This window comes from Micromonospora sp. NPDC007220, assembly GCF_040634035.1.
Classification (GTDB): Bacteria; Actinomycetota; Actinomycetes; order Mycobacteriales; family Micromonosporaceae; genus Micromonospora; species Micromonospora reichwaldensis.
This window is the reverse complement of the sequence record NZ_JBEYEU010000026.1, coordinates 25,171-40,613: the sequence shown is the minus strand read 5'-3', so window position 1 is coordinate 40,613 and position 15,443 is coordinate 25,171. Positions and strand designations below refer to the sequence as shown.

The following is a 15,443-nucleotide window of genomic DNA, read 5'->3' as shown; positions in this document are numbered from 1 at the left end:
TACCCCCGATTTGTCAGCCGATCAGTTGATCGGCGCATCGGTTGGCCGGATGATGTCGGGCGTCGGTCGGCCGGCTCCGGCCGACCCGGCCCGTTCCCGCAAGCCGACGCCGCGATCAGCCGAGGGGTCCCGCCCTTCTCGACGGCAACCCGCACGTGAAGGAGGACCACCCCCAATGCCGGTCATCGAAGTCGATCATCTGCAGAAACGGTACGGCGAGAAGATCGCGGTCGACGACGTCTCCTTCACCGTGGAACAGGGCGAGATCTTCGGCGTGCTCGGCCCGAACGGGGCCGGCAAGACCACCACGGTCGAGTGCGTGCAGGGGTTGCGTCGTCCCGACGGCGGCACCATCCGGGTGCTCGGGCTCGACCCGATCCGCGACCGCACCGAGGTGCGGCAGCGCGTCGGCGCCCAGCTCCAGGAGAGCCAGCTGCCGGACAAGGTGCGGGTGTGGGAGGCGCTGGACCTGTACCGGTCCTTCTACCGCAACCGGGCCGACATCGACGAGCTGTTGACCGACCTCGGCCTGGCCGAGCAGCGCAACACCTACTTCCAGAAGCTCTCCGGCGGGCAGAAGCAGCGGTTGTCGGTGGCTCTGGCACTGGTCGGCAGGCCGGAGGTCGCCATCCTCGACGAGCTGACCACCGGCCTCGACCCGCAGGGCCGCCGGGACACCTGGGACCTGGTCGAGCGGATTCGCGACCGGGGCGTCACCGTCGTGCTGGTCACCCACTTCATGGAGGAGGCGCAACGCCTCTGCGACCGGCTCGCGATCATCGACAAGGGGCGGGTGGTGGCCATCGACAGCCCCGCCGGCCTGCTGACCTGGGTCGGCAGCGAGCACCGGGTGCACTTCCGTCCCGCCGAGCCGGTCGAGGACGCCCTGCTGCTCGCGGCGCCCGACGTGACGGGGGTGTCCCGTTACCGCGACGAGGTGACGGTGACCGGCACGAAGGACGTGCTCCAGTCGGTCATGTCCGTGCTCAACGGGCGCGGGATCCGCTACGACGGGCTGCGGGTCGAGCAGCCCACCCTCGACGACGCGTTCGTCTCCCTCACCGGCCGTTCGGGCCGGACCGCCGCGCAGTCCCCGACCGACGGGAGGTCGTCGTGAGCGCCCTGTCCAAGCTGATCGCCGTCGAGACGAAGCTGTTCCTGCGGGAACCGGTGTCGTTGTTCTTCGTGTTCGCCCTGCCGATCGGCCTGATGCTCGTCTTCGGGTTGCCGCAGCGCGCCGGCACGGCCGCCGACACCGGGCAGCACGCCGAGCAGACCTTCCTGCCGTCCCTGGCGCTTGCCCTCACCATCGGCATGCTCGCGCTCTTCACCCTGCCGATGGCGCTCGGCATCTACCGGGAACGCCGGGTGCTGCGCCGCCTGGCGACGACTCCGGTGCAGCCCGCCCTTCTGCTGGTGGCGCAGGTGGTGGTCAACCTCGTGATGGGCGTCCTCGGCGCGGTGGTCACCGCGATCGCCGTACGGTTCCTGCTGGACCAGCCGGCGCCGGCCAACGTTCCCGGGTTCGTGCTGGCCTTCCTGCTCGGGGTGGCGTGCCTCTTCGCCGTCGGTCTGCTGATCGCGGCGCTGGCGCCGTCCGCCCGGGCGGCGCAGTCGATCGGCCCCGCGCTGTTCTTCCCGCTGCTCTTCCTGGCGGGCGCCTGGCTGCCCCGCGACCGGATGCCGAGCGCGCTGGCCGCCATCGCCGACTACTCGCCGCTGGGCGCCACGGTGGACACCCTCGGTGCGGCGTGGGCGGGTGCCAACCCGGAGTTGCCGCAGCTGATCGCCCTGGCGGTGACGGCCGTGGTCGGCTCCGCGGCGGCCACCCGGTTCTTCCGCTGGGAGTGATCCTCCGCACCCGCGTGGCCGGTGCGGGGGACGTCGTCGCTGCCCAGGGCCGTTCCTAGGGGTGGCCTAAGGGTGTCCGCCGAATGTGATCTGGATTACGTTCGGAGCAGAACGGGCGCCCGGTCACCGGACAAGGACGTTCGACCGCGAAGCGTCCGTTCACCCGGCAACGGGTGTCGTCAGGCCTGTGTGGACGTGTCTGCCGCCGTGCGGCGGCTCGTCCGAGGTGTGCGGAATGCGACGGAGGTCGTGCCATGAAGGACGTTTCGCAAGCTGATCCGGTCACCCGGGACGCAGTCGGCGTCATCGACGTCGTCCTGGAGGGCGGTCCGGTCGATCTGCCGACCGACCTGCGCAGCCGCCAGGTGGCGCGGGTGGAGGAGAAGATCAAGGTCCTGCACTACGGCGGGTACGAGCACTTCGAACGGGGCGCCACCCCGCCGGCGGTCGACCTTCCGGTGGTCTTCCGCTGGACCGGTCGGACCCGGATCGCCGAGTAGGGGAAGGGCGGCACCAGTCACATGAGGGCACAGAACCACCGGCCGGGTCCCCACCTGACGGTCAGCGACACGAACGAGGCCATCGCCTTCTACACGGATGTCTTCGACGCCGTCGCGATCGTACGGGAGTGTCTGCTCGACGGGCACGTCCTGCACGCGGAACTGGCCGTCGGCGGCCACCGCCTGACCGTCAGCGAGTGGTACGAGGCGGGCGCGCCGTCGGCGGTGGAGAGCCGCGACGACGTGCTGACCATCGAGCGGACCGACCCCGAGTCGGTGCTGCGGCGGGCGGTGGCCGCCGGTGCCCGCGTCGAGACGCCGGCGGATCCGTCGCGCCAGGTGACGCTGCGCGATCCCGCCGGCCTGTGCTGGACCGTCGTCGGCCCGCAGCGGGCGGCGTAGGCGAACACCCGCGACGCCCACCGCTGCGTCGGTCATCGCACCGCGCGGGAGCGGTGGGCGTTGCGGGTGCGCAGGGCGAAGAAGAGCGCCGCCGCCCGGCGGACCTCACCCGACCGCCGGGGATCCGCGGCGATCTCGTGCAGCAGGTCCCGGTCGGCGCGGTCCGCCGCCAGCGTCGTCAGCAGCGAGAAGCACTCCCGGGCGGCGTCCCGGCCGCCGGGACCGTCCGCGCCGCCGGACCAGTGGGTGAGCAGCGCCGCCAGCACGTCCGCCCGGAACGCCGGCGCGCCAGCGGCGGCCGTGCCCCGGCCGGCGAGCAGGTGACCCGCGGCGATCGCCCCGACCGGCTCGGTCAGCCGGGCGCGCAGGAAGGCCGGCGTGACGGCGGCCCGGCTGATCGCCTGCAACGCGACGAACCGCGCCGAGCCGGTGTTCATCAGCGTCACCCACTCGTCCGGCCGCCAGTCGCGGGCGAGCGGCCCGGCCGCCAGGTACTCCACCAGGCTGGGCCAGACCGAGGCCAGGGCGTGGCGGTCGGCCCGGAAGAGGTCGGTGGCGAGCAGGATCTGCCGTACCCGCGCGGGCCAGTCGGGCAGCACCGTCGCCGGGACAGCCGGGGCGTGGGCCGCCGACCAGTCGACGACCGCCGCCACCGGGTCGGCGCCAGCGACGGCGGCGGTCGCCGCCACCTCGACGAGGTCGGTGTGCCGGGTGTCCAGCCAGGCGGCGACCGCCTCGCCGTCGGGCGGGCGGTGCCGCAGCGCCGCGCAGGCGGCGTCGAGGCTGGCCCGGCCGCCGCGCAGCAGGGCGCGGACGAACTCGTCGAGCAGGGCGGCCGGGCCCGCCGGCGTGGCCGCCTCCGCCTGCCCGCCCTCCCAGACCAGCACCGCGACGGTGGCGGTGAGCGGGTTGTGCACCGGCCCGGTGATGCGCTGGGCGTGGGTCCAGTCCAGGAACCTGCGGGCCGTGCCGGCGTCGGGGAACCAGCGGGCCGCCAGCAGCGCCACGTCCGCGTCGGTGAAGTGCGCCAGGTGGTACGCCGGATAACCGTCGCCCAGCACGGCCAGCTCGTCCTCCGCCAGGTGCCGCGTGGTCACCATGACCCGCCAGGGCCTCGACGGGCCGGCCGGGCCGGGGGAGCGGGCCAGCTCCGCGAGGCGGTTCAGGACGACGGCCCGTTCGTCCGGGTCGGCCACTGCGTCGAGCGCGTCGACGCAGACCAGCCACCGCCGGCCGGGGGCGGGGGCCTGTTCGACGTCGAGCGGGGCGCCGTCGCGCGGGTACGCCTCGGCGAGCGCCGCGGACAGCGGCTGGCGCACCAGGGCGGCGGCCGGCAGGCTCACCAGCACCGGCCCGGGCGGGCAGCGCCGTCGCCGCCCGCGCCCGGCGAGCCACCGCTGCGCCGAGCGGGCGCTCTCGTAGCGCACGAGCGCCGTCTTCCCGCTGCCCGGCTCCCCGATCAGCAGCACGTTGCCGGCGCCGGTGAGCAGGTCCGCCACGTCGACGCCGTCGCCGTCGCCGGACGCGGCGAGCCGTGGCACCGCGCGGCGCGGCACGTACACCTCGGACAGCGGCTTGACGTAGCCGCCGAAGCGGTGCGGGTGGACGATGCCGGCGTCGGCCTCGCCGCGCCAGACCGGGCGCAGCGCGGCCCACCAGCCGCGCCGGCCCCGGGAGTGGCGGCGGACGGCGACGACCGCGGTGACGAGCGCCAGCGTGCCGCTGACGACGCTGGCGACCTTGTCCGAGACGTCCAGGTCCATCGGCGGTCAGGACCGGCCCGCGCCCGGCCGGTCCGCCGACAGGTGGTGGGTGCCGCATCCCTGGCAGTACGCGCCGGTCTGCTCCTCGCGGCAGTGCCGCCACGGCGCGGGCGGTCCGGCCGGCGCGACCCGCTGCGCCGGCGGCTCCTGCGGTCCCCACCGGGACGTGTGGTGCGCCACGACCAGGGAGGACTGCGTGAGTCGGACGTCGACGTCGGGCTTGAGGCGGACCCGGCCGTCGGCGGCGTCCAGGACGTCCACGACGCGGGCGAGCAGGGCGACGTCGTCGTCGCGGCCCGTGGCGTGGGCGAGCGCCACCGCGCGCCCGAGCTGCTCCTCCGCCTCGACGACCCGGCCCGCCCGGGCGGCGGCCAGCCCCCGCTGGACCGCCGCCGCGTAGTCCTGCTGGCGGGTGTAGTACGCGACGCTCTCGTTGATCTCCGAGTACCGCAGTGCGTCCTCGGTCCACTCCACGTCGAGTGGCACCTCGACCGGCGTGGTGGCCGCGCCCGCGTGGACGCTCAACCAGCCGATGCGCCGGCTCACCCCGGGCGCCATCGCGTCGACCTCCAGGGCGACGTGGTAGTCCCGCTGGTCGTGCGGGCTCCACGCGCCGACCGGGTAGTCGGTGCCCAGCTCGCCGGCCGGCTCGCCGCGCCCGCTCAGGTCGGCCAGCGCCGGGTGCACCTGCTTGACGAAGCGGACCCGGGCCAGTCCGGTGGTGCGCACCCGGAGCCGGACGTCGGGGACCCGCCGGGACATCGCGCGGGTCAGCACCGCCCGGAAGTCGTCGGCGAGCCCCGTGAGGTCCTCGACCGGCACGACGGGGTTGGCGCCCAACGCCTCCGCGATGCCGAGCAGTTCCGCCGCGTCCCAGTCGTGCACGCCGTCGGCGGAGCCGATGGCGCGGCAGTCGACGGTGAACCGGCCGACGCAGTCGTCCACCGCTGCCCGCAGGTCGGCGGGGAGCTGGGACTCGTTGCGTCCGTCGGTGAGCAGGATGACGTGCCCGATCGCGTCCGGTCGTGTGGCCAGCAGGTGGCGGGCCAGCAGCAGCCACGTGCCGATGGCGGTGCCGCCGTGCGGCGTCACGTGCCGCAACGCGTTGCGGGCGGCGGCCCGGGTGGTCTCGTCGGCGACCGCCAGCCGCCGGTCGCTCGGGTAGACCATCGTGGCGCGGGCGGTGCCGGCCACCACAGCGAACGCGACCCCGTCGGGCAGGGCGTCGATGGCCGCGGCGGTGGCCCGCCGGGCGGCGCGCATCTTGGCCTGGGGCGCGCCCATCGAGCCTGAGGAGTCGAGCAGGATCACCTCCGCGAGGTCGTCGTGCCGGACGTCGGCATGGACGGGTTCCTCGCCCCGGACGGTGGCGACCACGTCGAGGACCGCCCCGTCGGCGGAGACGCACTCGGTGTGGTGCGCGCGCAGCCGCAGCGGCAGATCGTTGGCGGGGGACACGGGTGACCTCTTTCCGTCGGGGCCGGCGGCCGGGATCACCACCACGTCACCGGCCGGTACGCGTTGGCCAGCTCGACGAGCGCGATCCGCTCGCGCCGGTCGGCGGTGCGCCGGGCGCGGGAGCGGCAGCGGCGCTCGAAGGCGCGACGGAGGGCGTCCTCGTCGAGCCGGTGACCGAACAGCCGCCGGCCGCCGTGGCGCTCCTCGGTCAGGTCGCAGTGCAGCGCGATCCGCAGGATGTGCGCCTCCACCTCCTCGCGTTCGCCGAACGGGGGCAGCTTGTCGACGATCGCGGCGGCGTCGAGCGCCGTGTCGAGCCGGTGCCCGTCGTCCGGCGCGTCGAGCAGGATGCGCACCGCACAGGTCACCGCCGCCGTCGAGGCGCGGGAGGACTCCGGCACCCGCAGCAGGGCGTCCGCCGCGCTGCGCGCGTCCGCCGTCGCCAGCAGGCAGCGGGCCAGCCCGAACGCCGCGCCCACCACGCCCGGGTCGGCGTCCCACACCCCCTGGTAGTGGTCGGCCGCCGTGCGCGGGTCACCGTCGAGTTCGCAGGCCACCGCGTACGCGAGCCGCGTGGACACCTCGCCGGGCAGCCAGCCGTAGACCTGCGCGAACCAGCGCCGGGCGGTGCCGGCGTCCCGCCCCACCAGGGCCACCAGGGCGCGGTGCCACCACAGCGCCCAGTCCCGCGACTCCTCGGGGAAGTCGGCGAGCAGCGGGCCGGCCTCGTCCACCCGCCCGGTGGCGAGGTGGGCCCGGACGGCGCGGTAGGTCACCTGCGCGGTCTGCTCCGGGGCGGTCCGCAACAGCTCGATGAGCTCGGCCGGGTCGGCGGCGCCGAGCGAGGCGAGGAACCCGGCGGCCGGGTCGGCGCCGTCGACCAGGGGTACGGGCAGGCCGAGCATGATCTCCACGACGTCCAGGGCGTCGCGGTCGGTGTGCAGGGCGAAGGCGCACGCGGACGGGCTGAACAGGGTGGACCGGGTCGGCCGGGGCACGCCGTCGGCCGCCGAGCTGACCTGCCGTCGTACGCCCCGGACCTGTTCGCGCATCTCGGCGGCGGCGGCGAACCGGTCCTCCGGCGCGGCGGCGGTGGCCCGGGCGAGCAGCCGCAGGAACGGGTCGAGCCGCGCGGGCACGGGCAGCCGCAGCACGTCCTGCCCCGGCGGGATCCGGGTCACCTCGGTGGACCGGGGCACCAGGGTCAGCGCGGCGAGGGTCCGGCCGACGGTGTAGAGGTCCGACCGCACGCTCGGGCCGGCGGGCCCCAGCCGTTCCACCTCCGGCGCGGTGTAGCCCGCGGTGCCCCACGCCGGGCTCACCGTGTTGTCGATGCGGCGGGCCGCGCCGAAGTCGACCAGCTTGATCGGGTCGTTGGTGCCCTGGCCGCCGACCCGCATCACGTTCTCGGGCTTCAGGTCGCAGTAGAGCCAACCCTGGTCGTGCAGGTACTCGAAGGCGTCGAGGATCTGCACGGCGTATCCCAGCGCCTGCGCCACGTCCACGGCGGTGGAACCGCCGCCCGGGCCGGCCGCGCTGCGGGCCTCCTCCAGGGTGCCGCCGTTGACGTACTCCATCACCAGGTAGCCGGCGTCCCGGTCGGACTCGGGCCGCAGCGCGTGGGTGATGGTGACGATCCTCGGGTGGTTCAGCGCGATCAGCGCCTGCCGCTCGGCGACGAACGCCGCGATGGCCTCCCGGTCCTCCGGGTTGCGTTGCCCCTTCAGCACCCGCCAGGCGCCGTCCATGTCCTCGTCCCGGGCGAGGAACACCCAGCCGACGCCGCCGTTGCCGAGACAGCCCTCGATCCGGTACCGCCCGGCGCGCAGGTCGCCGTCGGCCAGGGGCGGGGTGAAGGAGTACCGGGTGCCGCAGTCGGGGCAGAAGCCGGCTACCCGGGGCAGCCGGGGACCGCGGTGGCGGGGGCAGCTCGTGTTGCCGCAGTAGCGGGAGTGCTCGGGCACGACCGCCTGCGACACCACCGCCGTCAGGGGGTCGTGCGGCCGGGCGGTCGGCAGCACGGCCGGTCGCTCCCAGGGCCGGGACGTCGTACGCAGCGGCCGTGGGCCGACCTCCGCAGCCGGTACCGGCCCGCCGGCGGCTGCGGACCCGGCGCCGGCCCCGACGCACTCGTGCCCCCAGAGCCGGCAGAACCCGTCCTGGTCGACGGTGCCGGGGCAGTTGCGTTCCGCGCAGCCGCGGCTCGCCGTCATCGCGTACCCCCGTTCACGGCCTGCTGGTAGGCCCGCACCGCGCGGCTCGCGGCGGTCACGGTGAAGGCGTCGGGGCGCAGCGCGGCCAGCGCCTCCCGGTAGGCCAGCTCGACCTGCGGGTGCTCGGCCCGGCCCTCGTCGGCGGCCTTCTGCCGGTACGCCTCCAGCCGGCCGGTCAGCTCCACGTGGCAGCCCCGGCGCAGCCGGCGCCGCGCGGTGTCGGTCCGCTCGACCGCGCGGTCGACGGCGGCCCGCAGCGAGCCGTCGTCGCGTTCCGGCTGGACGTCCCCCCGCCACCACTGGCCACGGCCCGCCGCCTCGGCGGCGGTGAGCCGGTCCAGCAGCCCGTCGAGCGCGAGCGCCGCCAGGGGATCCGTCCCGTCGCCCAGCCCCTCGCCGGCGGCCTCCGTCGCGAGCTGCCGGAGCCGCTCGACCGAGGAGCGCAGCCGCTGCGCCCGGACCGCCAGTCGGTCCCGGCCGTACGCGTCGACGATCCGGCGGATCCGGGCCACGTGCTCGCGGGCCGCGACCAGGATCTCCTGGACGTCCATCGCCTGCACCTGCACCGGCTCGCCGGTGGCGGCGGTGAACCGGACCTCGCACGGGCCGGTCAGCAGCCGGGCCAGGGCCTCCTCGCCCGCGTCCGTCGACCGGTCGATCCCGTCGAGGTCGTCGACCAGCCGGTCGAGGGCCAGCGACAGGCAGCCGAGCCGGTGCAGCAGGTCCCGGGCCTCCTGCGCGGGCGCGGCGGCCGGGCCGTCGGGCTGCCGGAAGGCGTCCGTGACCAACTGCTGCACGTCGAGCAGGTGCTCGCAGACCCAGGCGTGCGCGGCCAGGGTGGCGTCGAGGCGTTCCCGCACGGCCATCCGCCCACCGTCCATCAGTCGGCCGGCCGGGGGGTGGCCGGCGCGGGGTCGGGGGGCGGCCACCCGGTGGCGACCGGCCCGGGCGAGGGCATGCCCCGGTCCCGGTGCCCGGCGAGCCACCGGTCGTGGGCCTGCTGCCACACCACCGCCGTACGCGGCTGCGCCAGCACGTGGTTGACGAACGCGACCAGCTCCCGGCCGTCGGTCAGGCGGAACGCGAAGGCGTGCGGCTCGTCGGTGAACCAGGTGCATTCCTCGTCCCGGTGCTGGTCACAGGACCGCCTCTCCGGCCGGGGCGCCTCGGTCACCAACGTCGTGTCCGGGGCCATCCGGGCGAAGCCCAGCAGGATGTTGTCGTCGGTGCTGACCCCGTCGACCTGCTTCTGACGCAGCATGACCAGGCAGTCGACCGGGTGCGGGGCGTGCACCGGGACCGGCCGCAGGCCGCCCGCGGTGCGGTAGCCGGCGATCATCGCCAGCGAGGTGGTGTCCGTGGCGGCGCAGACCCGCCGGCCGCCGAGCTGTTCCATGCCCGCGAACTCGGGCGTGCCGTCGGCGTTCCTGCGGACCAGCACCGTCTGCCCGGAGTCGAGGTAGTCGTTGGAGAACAGCACCCGCCGGGCCCGCTCGCAGGACGCGGTCAGCGACGTGGCGACGACGTCGATCTCCCCCTTGTCGAGCATGGCGAAGGCGCCCTGGCCGGGCGGCACGGCCTTGAAGGTCAGCCGGTTGCGCGGGTCGTCGGCCGGCCAGAGGGCGCGGGCCACCGCCAGCATCAGCTCGATGTTGAAACCCTCGAACCGCTGGGTGCTGGCGTCCCAGTGGCTCATGGTGGCGTCGGACGGGTCCACGCCGGCGACCAGTTCGCCCCTGTCGAGGATCTGGCGCGGGGGCGTCGGGTCGGGCGGGAGGCTGCGGCGTACCGGGCAGACCCCGCCGGTCGCGTCGGTGGTCGGCGTCGTGGCCACCCCCGGTGGCCGCGCGGGGGGCGCGGGAGCGGGTGCCGCCGGCGCGGCGCACCCGGCCAGCGCCGCCAGGAGCGCGAGCGACGCGGCCCGGCGCCGGGGCCGCGTCGGGGTCCGCCGGGGTGTGGTCACTGGTACTCCAGGTGGCGCTGGCGCAGCCCGGCCACCACACCGGCGGCGGCGAGCAGGGTGACCCAGGCGGCTGGGCCGCCCAGGTGGTGGCGTGCCTCGGGCAGCCCGTCGACCATCCGGGTGACCTCCTCGTTGCGGGTGGTCAGTTCGGTCAGCAGGTGGCCCTCCGCCGCGACGAACGCCCGGCCCGCCGATCCCTCGGCGAGCACGGTGTCGACCGCGTCGCGGAACGCGTCGGGCGTCTTGATCTGCCGGGCCGGCCAGACGTCCCGCGCCAGGGCGGTGCAGTCGATCCGGTCCTTCGGTGGTTCCCGCCCCCCGGCGGGCTCGAGGCAGAGGTCCCGGCTGTCGAAGTCCGCCTTGTGCCCGGCCGGATCGACGCTCGCGCCGAGCCCCAGGTAGACGTCGGCCCGGCCGGCCAGCAGGGCGCCGAGCCGCTGCTGGGTGGCGCTCTGCGCGTCGATCGCCCGTTCCAGTTCCGGAAACCCCCGGTCGGCGTCCGGCCAGTGCCACCACGAGGAGACCAGCATGGCCAGCACGGCCGTGGTGGCCACCGAGGCCAGCAGCAGGCCCGCGTTCAGCCGGCGCCGGGTCCGCCGGCGCAGCCACACCTGCACCACCACCAGGGCGGCGAGGGCGCCCAGCGGCACCAGCACGGACGCGGCCAGCCAGGGCCGGGCGTCGGCGCGGGCGTCGAGCAGGAGCCTGGTGTCGTAGTTCCACAGGCCCTGGGCCGCGGTGAGCAGCTCGGTGGACATGTAGTGCGACGCCTCCCGCGCGTAGGCCGAGGCGAGCACCGCGCGGGCCGCCGGACTGCCCGTCCCGGCCTGCTCCGCCGCCCCGGCCGGCGGGCAGGGCTGCCGGTTGCCCGTGGCCGTCGCGGAGAGCGGACCGGCGACCCGCAGGGCGGCGCACACCACGTCGCGGTAGACCTTCAACCGGGCGGCGATGGTCGCCAGCCGGGTGAGCCGGTCCGGGTCGCCGACGGCGTTGCCCATCGAGTCGGTCAGCGTGCGCTCCACCTCGTGGACGGACGCGTCGTAGGCGGCCACCAGCGGGGCCCGTCGGTCCTCGGCCGGCGGCAGCAGGAAGACGGCGCTGGCCGCGACGTCCGCGTCGGCGAGGCCCTGGTAGATCTGCCGGGCGGTCGTGCTGGTGCCCACGGCGGTCGCCGCGGACCGCTCGCCCAGCGTGGTGGCCGACGCGCGGGACTGCACGGCGACGGCGGCGGTGGCGGCCAGCGCGGCGACCAGTACGGCGCCGCTGAGCACGATCAGCGCCGGGGTCGTCCGGAGCGCGTCGCGGAGCCGGCCGGTGCCGACGGAGCGGGTCGGCCCGCTGGCCGGGGCGGGCCGGTCGGCCCCGGGCTCGTCCCCCGTGTGCGACGCCATGCCCGTCCTCCCGCTCGCCGGGGCCTCCGGCGGCCTCCTGGCGGAAGGCGTCGCGGTACCGGAGGCGGCCCCGTCCGCCCCGCCGGGCGGTCACCCGGGTGGCCTGCGGCGGAGTCCGATAGCAGGTGGGTGATCGCGGGCGGGGGAGGACCAGGGTGGCACCGCGGCTGCACGGGTGGCACGCGTTTGTCCGGTATCTGACCTGAGCGTCACCGGTCGGCCACGCAGGGGAGCGGCCGGTCCGGTCAGGGGGCTGGGTCGTCGGCCTCGGCCCGGGGTGGGAAGGCCAGGGCGAGGGTGAGGTCGAGGACGGTCGCCGGGTCGGTCAGGCGCTCGCCGTACAGCTCGCGGAGCTTGCCCATCCGGTAGCGGACGGTCTGCGCGTGCACGAAGAGGTCGGCGGCCACGTCGTCGCGCCGGCCCTGGTGCAGCAGCCAGGAGCGCAGGGTCTCGGCGAGCCGGTCGGCGGTGCCGGGCGGCAGCGACGCGAGCGGCGCCAGGACCCGGGCGCGCAGGTCGGCGAGCCCTTCCGGGTCGGTGCTCAGCACCAGCTCGGCCAGGTGCTCCTCGGTGTCCAGCGCCGGCCCGTCGTCGGCCGGACGCAGGCCGAGCGACAGGGCCCGGACCGCCCGCTGGTAGGAGGAGGCGACCAGGGCCCAGGGCCGGGCGGGGCCGAGCAGGGCGCGGCGGCCGTGCAGCACCCGGGCGAGCTGCCGCCGCCGCTCACCGTGCGTGTCGGGCACCAGCAGCACCGCCAGGTCCTCGCCCGCCCCGCCCGCCGGGAGGTCGTCGCCGCTCTCCAGGGTGTGCGGGTGCAGCCGGGCGAGCGCCGCGCGGAGGTTGGCCCGGGGCAGCAGGACGACGGTGAGGGTCTGCGGCGGCGGCCAGTCGGCCCGCTCGGCGCTGCGCAGCAGCGCCTCCTCGGGCTCCCCGGCGAGCAGCCGCTGGGTGAGCCGCTCCAGGTTGCGTCGCCGGGCCCGGCCGGCGCTGGCCAGCTCGTCAGCGTGCCCGGCCACACTGGCGGCGGAGAGCTCGTCGATGTACGCGAACATCAGCTCGGCGAACTCGGCGACGGTGGCGGCGGACGACCCGCCCTGCACGGTGGTGGTGGACATCTCCCGCCAGGAGACGCGGGCGCCGACGCGGTACGCGGCGAGCAGGGCGTCCATGCTCCGGCCGGAGCGCGCCTCGCCGCTGCCGAGGGCGTACGCGGCCTCCAGTGCGCCGACCAGCGGGGTGCTCGGGTCGCCGCCGTGGGAACGGCCGATGAGCTGGAGGAACGTGCCGAGCGCGATCTGCACCGCAGTCTCGATCTTCTCGCGCATCTGACCGGTCAGGGCGCCGGAGTAGCTGGGCACCTCGGCGGTGATGGCGGTCACCGTGCGTTCGGCGAGCAGGGGCAGCCGGTCGTGCAGCGCGCCGGCCACCCGGACGTCCAACTCGAGGCGGGCCGCGCGCCGCGTGGCCTCCGAGCGTTCGGACACGTTTGTTCCCTCCGCACAAAAAGCCTCGTCCGGTTCACCTTCGCAGGTCAAGATTTTATGCCATTCTGCCGCGACCATCGAATCATGACCACCACCGTCCCGAACCCCTCCGGGAAGGCGGCCCTGCGGGGCCGGATCCTTCGGCTGGCCGCGTCGGTCACCACCCCGCTGCTGCCCGACGACTACCTCGACCTGGTCGCCCCGCTGCGCTCCGGCGCCGACCTGCGCGGCCGGATCCTCGCCGTGCGGCCCGAGACCGCCGACGCGGCGACGCTGGTGATCCGGCCCGGCCGCGACTGGCGCGGGCACACCCCCGGGCAGTACGTCCGCCTCGGCGTCGACGTCGACGGCGTACGCCAGTGGCGGGCCTACTCGGTCACCTCGCCCCCCGCGCGCCGGGGCGGGCCGATCTCGGTCACCGTGAAGGCCATCCCCGACGGGGTCGTCAGCAACCATCTCGTCCGGCGGACCCGGCCCGGGACGCTGGTGCAGCTCGACCAGGCCCAGGGCGACTTCGTGCTGCCGGGCCGGCCGCCGGCCCGGGTGCTCTTCGTGACCGCGGGCAGCGGCGTCACCCCCGTGATGGGGATGCTGCGCGCCGGCGTGGCGGGCGACGCCGACGTCGTCGTGGTGCACTCGGCGCCGACCCCCGCCGACGTGATCTTCGGCGCCGAGCTGCGGGACCTGGCCGCGCGGGGCGCGATCCGGCTGGTGGAGCGGCACACCGACGCCGACGGGCTGCTCACCGTGGCCGACCTCGACCGCCTCGTGCCCGACCACCTCGACCGGGAGACCTGGGCCTGCGGCCCGCTCGGCCTGCTCGACGCCCTCGAGGAGCACTGGACGGCCGGGGGGCGCGGCGACCGGCTGCACACCGAGCGGTTCCGGCCGACCGTCATCTCGCCCGGCGAGGGCGGCACCGTCACCTTCGCCCGCTCGGGCGTCACCGTCGACGCCGACGGCGCCACCCCGCTGCTCGACGCCGGCGAGAACGCCGGGGTGCTGATGCCCTCGGGCTGCCGGATGGGCATCTGCTTCGGCTGCGTCCTGCCGCTGCGCCAGGGCGCGGTCCGGGACCTGCGCAACGGGGAACTGACCACGGCGGTGCCCGGCGACGGCGTCCGCATCCAGACCTGCGTGTCGGCGGCGGCCGGCCCCTGCGACATCGACCACTGACCGGAGTACCTGACGTGACCGTGATCCAGAACAAGCCCGACAACCCGATCGCCCACCTCACCGCCGAGGACATCGAGACCATCGGCAGGGAACTCGACGCGATCCGCGCCCGGGTGGTCGCCGACCGGGGCGAGCGGGACGCCGCGTACATCCGCCGGGTCATCTCGACGCAGCGCAAGCTGGAACTGGGCAGCCGGGTCGTGCTGCTGTTCTCCCTCTTCCCGCCCGCCTGGATCGTGGGCACGGCCGGCCTGACCGCGGCCAAGATCCTGGAGAACATGGAGGTCGGCCACAACGTCCTGCACGGCCAGTGGGACTGGATGCGCGACCCGAAGATCCACTCCACCACCTGGGAGTGGGACCACGTCTCGCCCGCCGACCAGTGGAAGCACTCGCACAACGAGCTGCACCACACGTACACGAACGTCCTCGGCAAGGACAACGACCTCGGCTACGGCATCATGCGCGTCGACGAGGACCAGCGGTGGCACCCGTTCCACCTGGGGCAGCCGCTGTGGAACTTCATCAACGCCTGCTTCTTCGAGTACGGCATCGCCGCGTACGACCTGGAGCTGGGGCGCAACCTGCGCAAGGGCCGGCACAAGAAGCCGGAGTTCCGGGCCCGGGCCCGCGCGGTGGGCCGCAAGATCCGCCGGCAGGTGCTCAAGGACTACGTGCTGCACCCGCTGCTGTCCGGGCCCTCGTTCCTGCACACGCTGGCCGCCACCTTCACCGCCAACCTCCTGCGCAACCTGTGGAGCCACTCGGTGATCATGTGCGGGCACTTCCCGGAGGGCGTGGAGACCTTCTCCCGGCGCTCGATCGAGGGCGAGACCCGCGGCGAGTGGTACCTGCGCCAGATGCTCGGCTCGGCCAACATCAGCGGCAGCCGGCTGATGCACATCATGACCGGCAACCTGTCGTTCCAGATCGAGCACCACCTCTTCCCGGACCTGCCCAGCAACCGCTACCAGGAGATCGCCCCCGAGGTGCGGGCCCTGTTCGACCGCTACGGGCTGAAGTACACCACCGGCTCGCTGCCCCGGCAGGTCTTCTCCGCGTGGAAGAAGGTCGTCCGGCTGTCGCTGCCGAACCGGAAGGCGCCCCGCCGGGTCGACGACCGCCCCGCGCCGGCGCTCGCCACGTCCGGCGTCTGACCCGCCCCCGACGCCGCCGCCCGCCGCGAAACGCGCTGGGCGGCGGCGCGGCGTCCCCGTACAGTCGGGGCATGGAGATCAGGCA

At 75.3% G+C, this 15,443-nt stretch carries 13 protein-coding genes; 6 read left to right on the top strand and 7 right to left on the bottom strand.

Annotation, left to right across the window (positions count from 1 at the left end):
• The first annotated feature begins 175 nt into the window (after positions 1–175).
• From ABZ573_RS28145 to ABZ573_RS28130, 4 genes are all read left to right on the top strand, one after another.
• Positions 176–1,117, top strand: coding sequence for an ABC transporter ATP-binding protein (locus ABZ573_RS28145; RefSeq protein WP_358122037.1), 942 nt, complete (start codon positions 176–178; stop codon positions 1,115–1,117).
• Positions 1,114–1,851, top strand: coding sequence for an ABC transporter permease (locus ABZ573_RS28140; protein ID WP_151452394.1), 738 nt, complete (start codon positions 1,114–1,116; stop codon positions 1,849–1,851). The genes ABZ573_RS28145 and ABZ573_RS28140 overlap by 4 nt, the downstream gene beginning before the upstream one ends.
• A gap of 254 nt (positions 1,852–2,105) precedes the next feature.
• Positions 2,106–2,351: a DUF5988 family protein gene (locus ABZ573_RS28135; RefSeq protein WP_327028061.1), complete on the top strand. Its 246-nt coding sequence runs from the start codon at positions 2,106–2,108 to the stop codon at positions 2,349–2,351.
• 21 nt (positions 2,352–2,372) lie between these two features.
• Positions 2,373–2,753: a VOC family protein gene (locus tag ABZ573_RS28130; RefSeq protein ID WP_151452392.1), complete on the top strand. Its 381-nt coding sequence runs from the start codon at positions 2,373–2,375 to the stop codon at positions 2,751–2,753.
• A gap of 32 nt (positions 2,754–2,785) precedes the next feature.
• Here ABZ573_RS28130 and ABZ573_RS28125 read toward each other — a convergent pair whose 3' ends face one another.
• The 7 genes from ABZ573_RS28125 to ABZ573_RS28095 all read right to left on the bottom strand — a co-directional run bounded on the left by ABZ573_RS28125 (position 2,786) and on the right by ABZ573_RS28095 (position 13,025).
• Positions 2,786–4,516: a hypothetical protein gene (locus ABZ573_RS28125; RefSeq protein ID WP_358122034.1), complete on the bottom strand. Its 1,731-nt coding sequence runs from the start codon at positions 4,514–4,516 to the stop codon at positions 2,786–2,788.
• Between the two features lie 6 nt (positions 4,517–4,522).
• Positions 4,523–5,974, bottom strand: coding sequence for a VWA domain-containing protein (locus ABZ573_RS28120; RefSeq protein WP_151452390.1), 1,452 nt, complete (start codon positions 5,972–5,974; stop codon positions 4,523–4,525).
• Between the two features lie 35 nt (positions 5,975–6,009).
• Positions 6,010–8,187: a serine/threonine-protein kinase gene (locus ABZ573_RS28115; protein ID WP_151452389.1), complete on the bottom strand. Its 2,178-nt coding sequence runs from the start codon at positions 8,185–8,187 to the stop codon at positions 6,010–6,012.
• Positions 8,184–9,053 (bottom strand): hypothetical protein, encoded by an 870-nt coding sequence (locus tag ABZ573_RS28110; protein ID WP_151452388.1) that lies wholly within the window; start codon positions 9,051–9,053, stop codon positions 8,184–8,186. Before ABZ573_RS28110 ends, ABZ573_RS28115 begins: the two co-directional genes overlap by 4 nt.
• Before the next feature lie 14 nt (positions 9,054–9,067).
• Positions 9,068–10,150, bottom strand: a complete 1,083-nt coding sequence (locus ABZ573_RS28105) for a transporter substrate-binding domain-containing protein (RefSeq protein ID WP_358122031.1) — start codon at positions 10,148–10,150, stop codon at positions 9,068–9,070.
• Positions 10,147–11,541, bottom strand: coding sequence for a hypothetical protein (locus tag ABZ573_RS28100; RefSeq protein ID WP_151452386.1), 1,395 nt, complete (start codon positions 11,539–11,541; stop codon positions 10,147–10,149). The genes ABZ573_RS28105 and ABZ573_RS28100 overlap by 4 nt, the downstream gene beginning before the upstream one ends.
• A 245-nt stretch (positions 11,542–11,786) precedes the next feature.
• Positions 11,787–13,025, bottom strand: coding sequence for a helix-turn-helix domain-containing protein (locus tag ABZ573_RS28095; protein ID WP_327028067.1), 1,239 nt, complete (start codon positions 13,023–13,025; stop codon positions 11,787–11,789).
• Between the two features lie 84 nt (positions 13,026–13,109).
• Here ABZ573_RS28095 and ABZ573_RS28090 point away from each other — a divergent pair, with 84 nt between their 5' ends.
• On the top strand, positions 13,110–14,201 hold the full coding sequence (locus ABZ573_RS28090) for a ferredoxin reductase (RefSeq protein ID WP_151457448.1): 1,092 nt from the start codon (positions 13,110–13,112) through the stop codon (positions 14,199–14,201).
• A 14-nt stretch (positions 14,202–14,215) separates the two neighbouring features.
• Positions 14,216–15,358 (top strand): acyl-CoA desaturase, encoded by a 1,143-nt coding sequence (locus ABZ573_RS28085; RefSeq protein ID WP_327028069.1) that lies wholly within the window; start codon positions 14,216–14,218, stop codon positions 15,356–15,358.
• The last annotated feature ends 85 nt before the right edge of the window (positions 15,359–15,443 follow it).

Coding starts and splice junctions, on each gene's coding strand:
- ABZ573_RS28145 (WP_358122037.1), top strand. CDS start 176: ATGCCGGTCATCGAAGTCGATCATCTGCAGAAACGGTACGGCGAGAAG.
- ABZ573_RS28135 (WP_327028061.1), top strand. CDS start 2,106: ATGAAGGACGTTTCGCAAGCTGATCCGGTCACCCGGGACGCAGTCGGC.
- ABZ573_RS28130 (WP_151452392.1), top strand. CDS start 2,373: ATGAGGGCACAGAACCACCGGCCGGGTCCCCACCTGACGGTCAGCGAC.
- ABZ573_RS28125 (WP_358122034.1), bottom strand. CDS start 4,516: ATGGACCTGGACGTCTCGGACAAGGTCGCCAGCGTCGTCAGCGGCACG.
- ABZ573_RS28115 (WP_151452389.1), bottom strand. CDS start 8,187: ATGACGGCGAGCCGCGGCTGCGCGGAACGCAACTGCCCCGGCACCGTC.
- ABZ573_RS28110 (WP_151452388.1), bottom strand. CDS start 9,053: ATGGCCGTGCGGGAACGCCTCGACGCCACCCTGGCCGCGCACGCCTGG.
- ABZ573_RS28100 (WP_151452386.1), bottom strand. CDS start 11,541: ATGGCGTCGCACACGGGGGACGAGCCCGGGGCCGACCGGCCCGCCCCG.
- ABZ573_RS28090 (WP_151457448.1), top strand. CDS start 13,110: ATGACCACCACCGTCCCGAACCCCTCCGGGAAGGCGGCCCTGCGGGGC.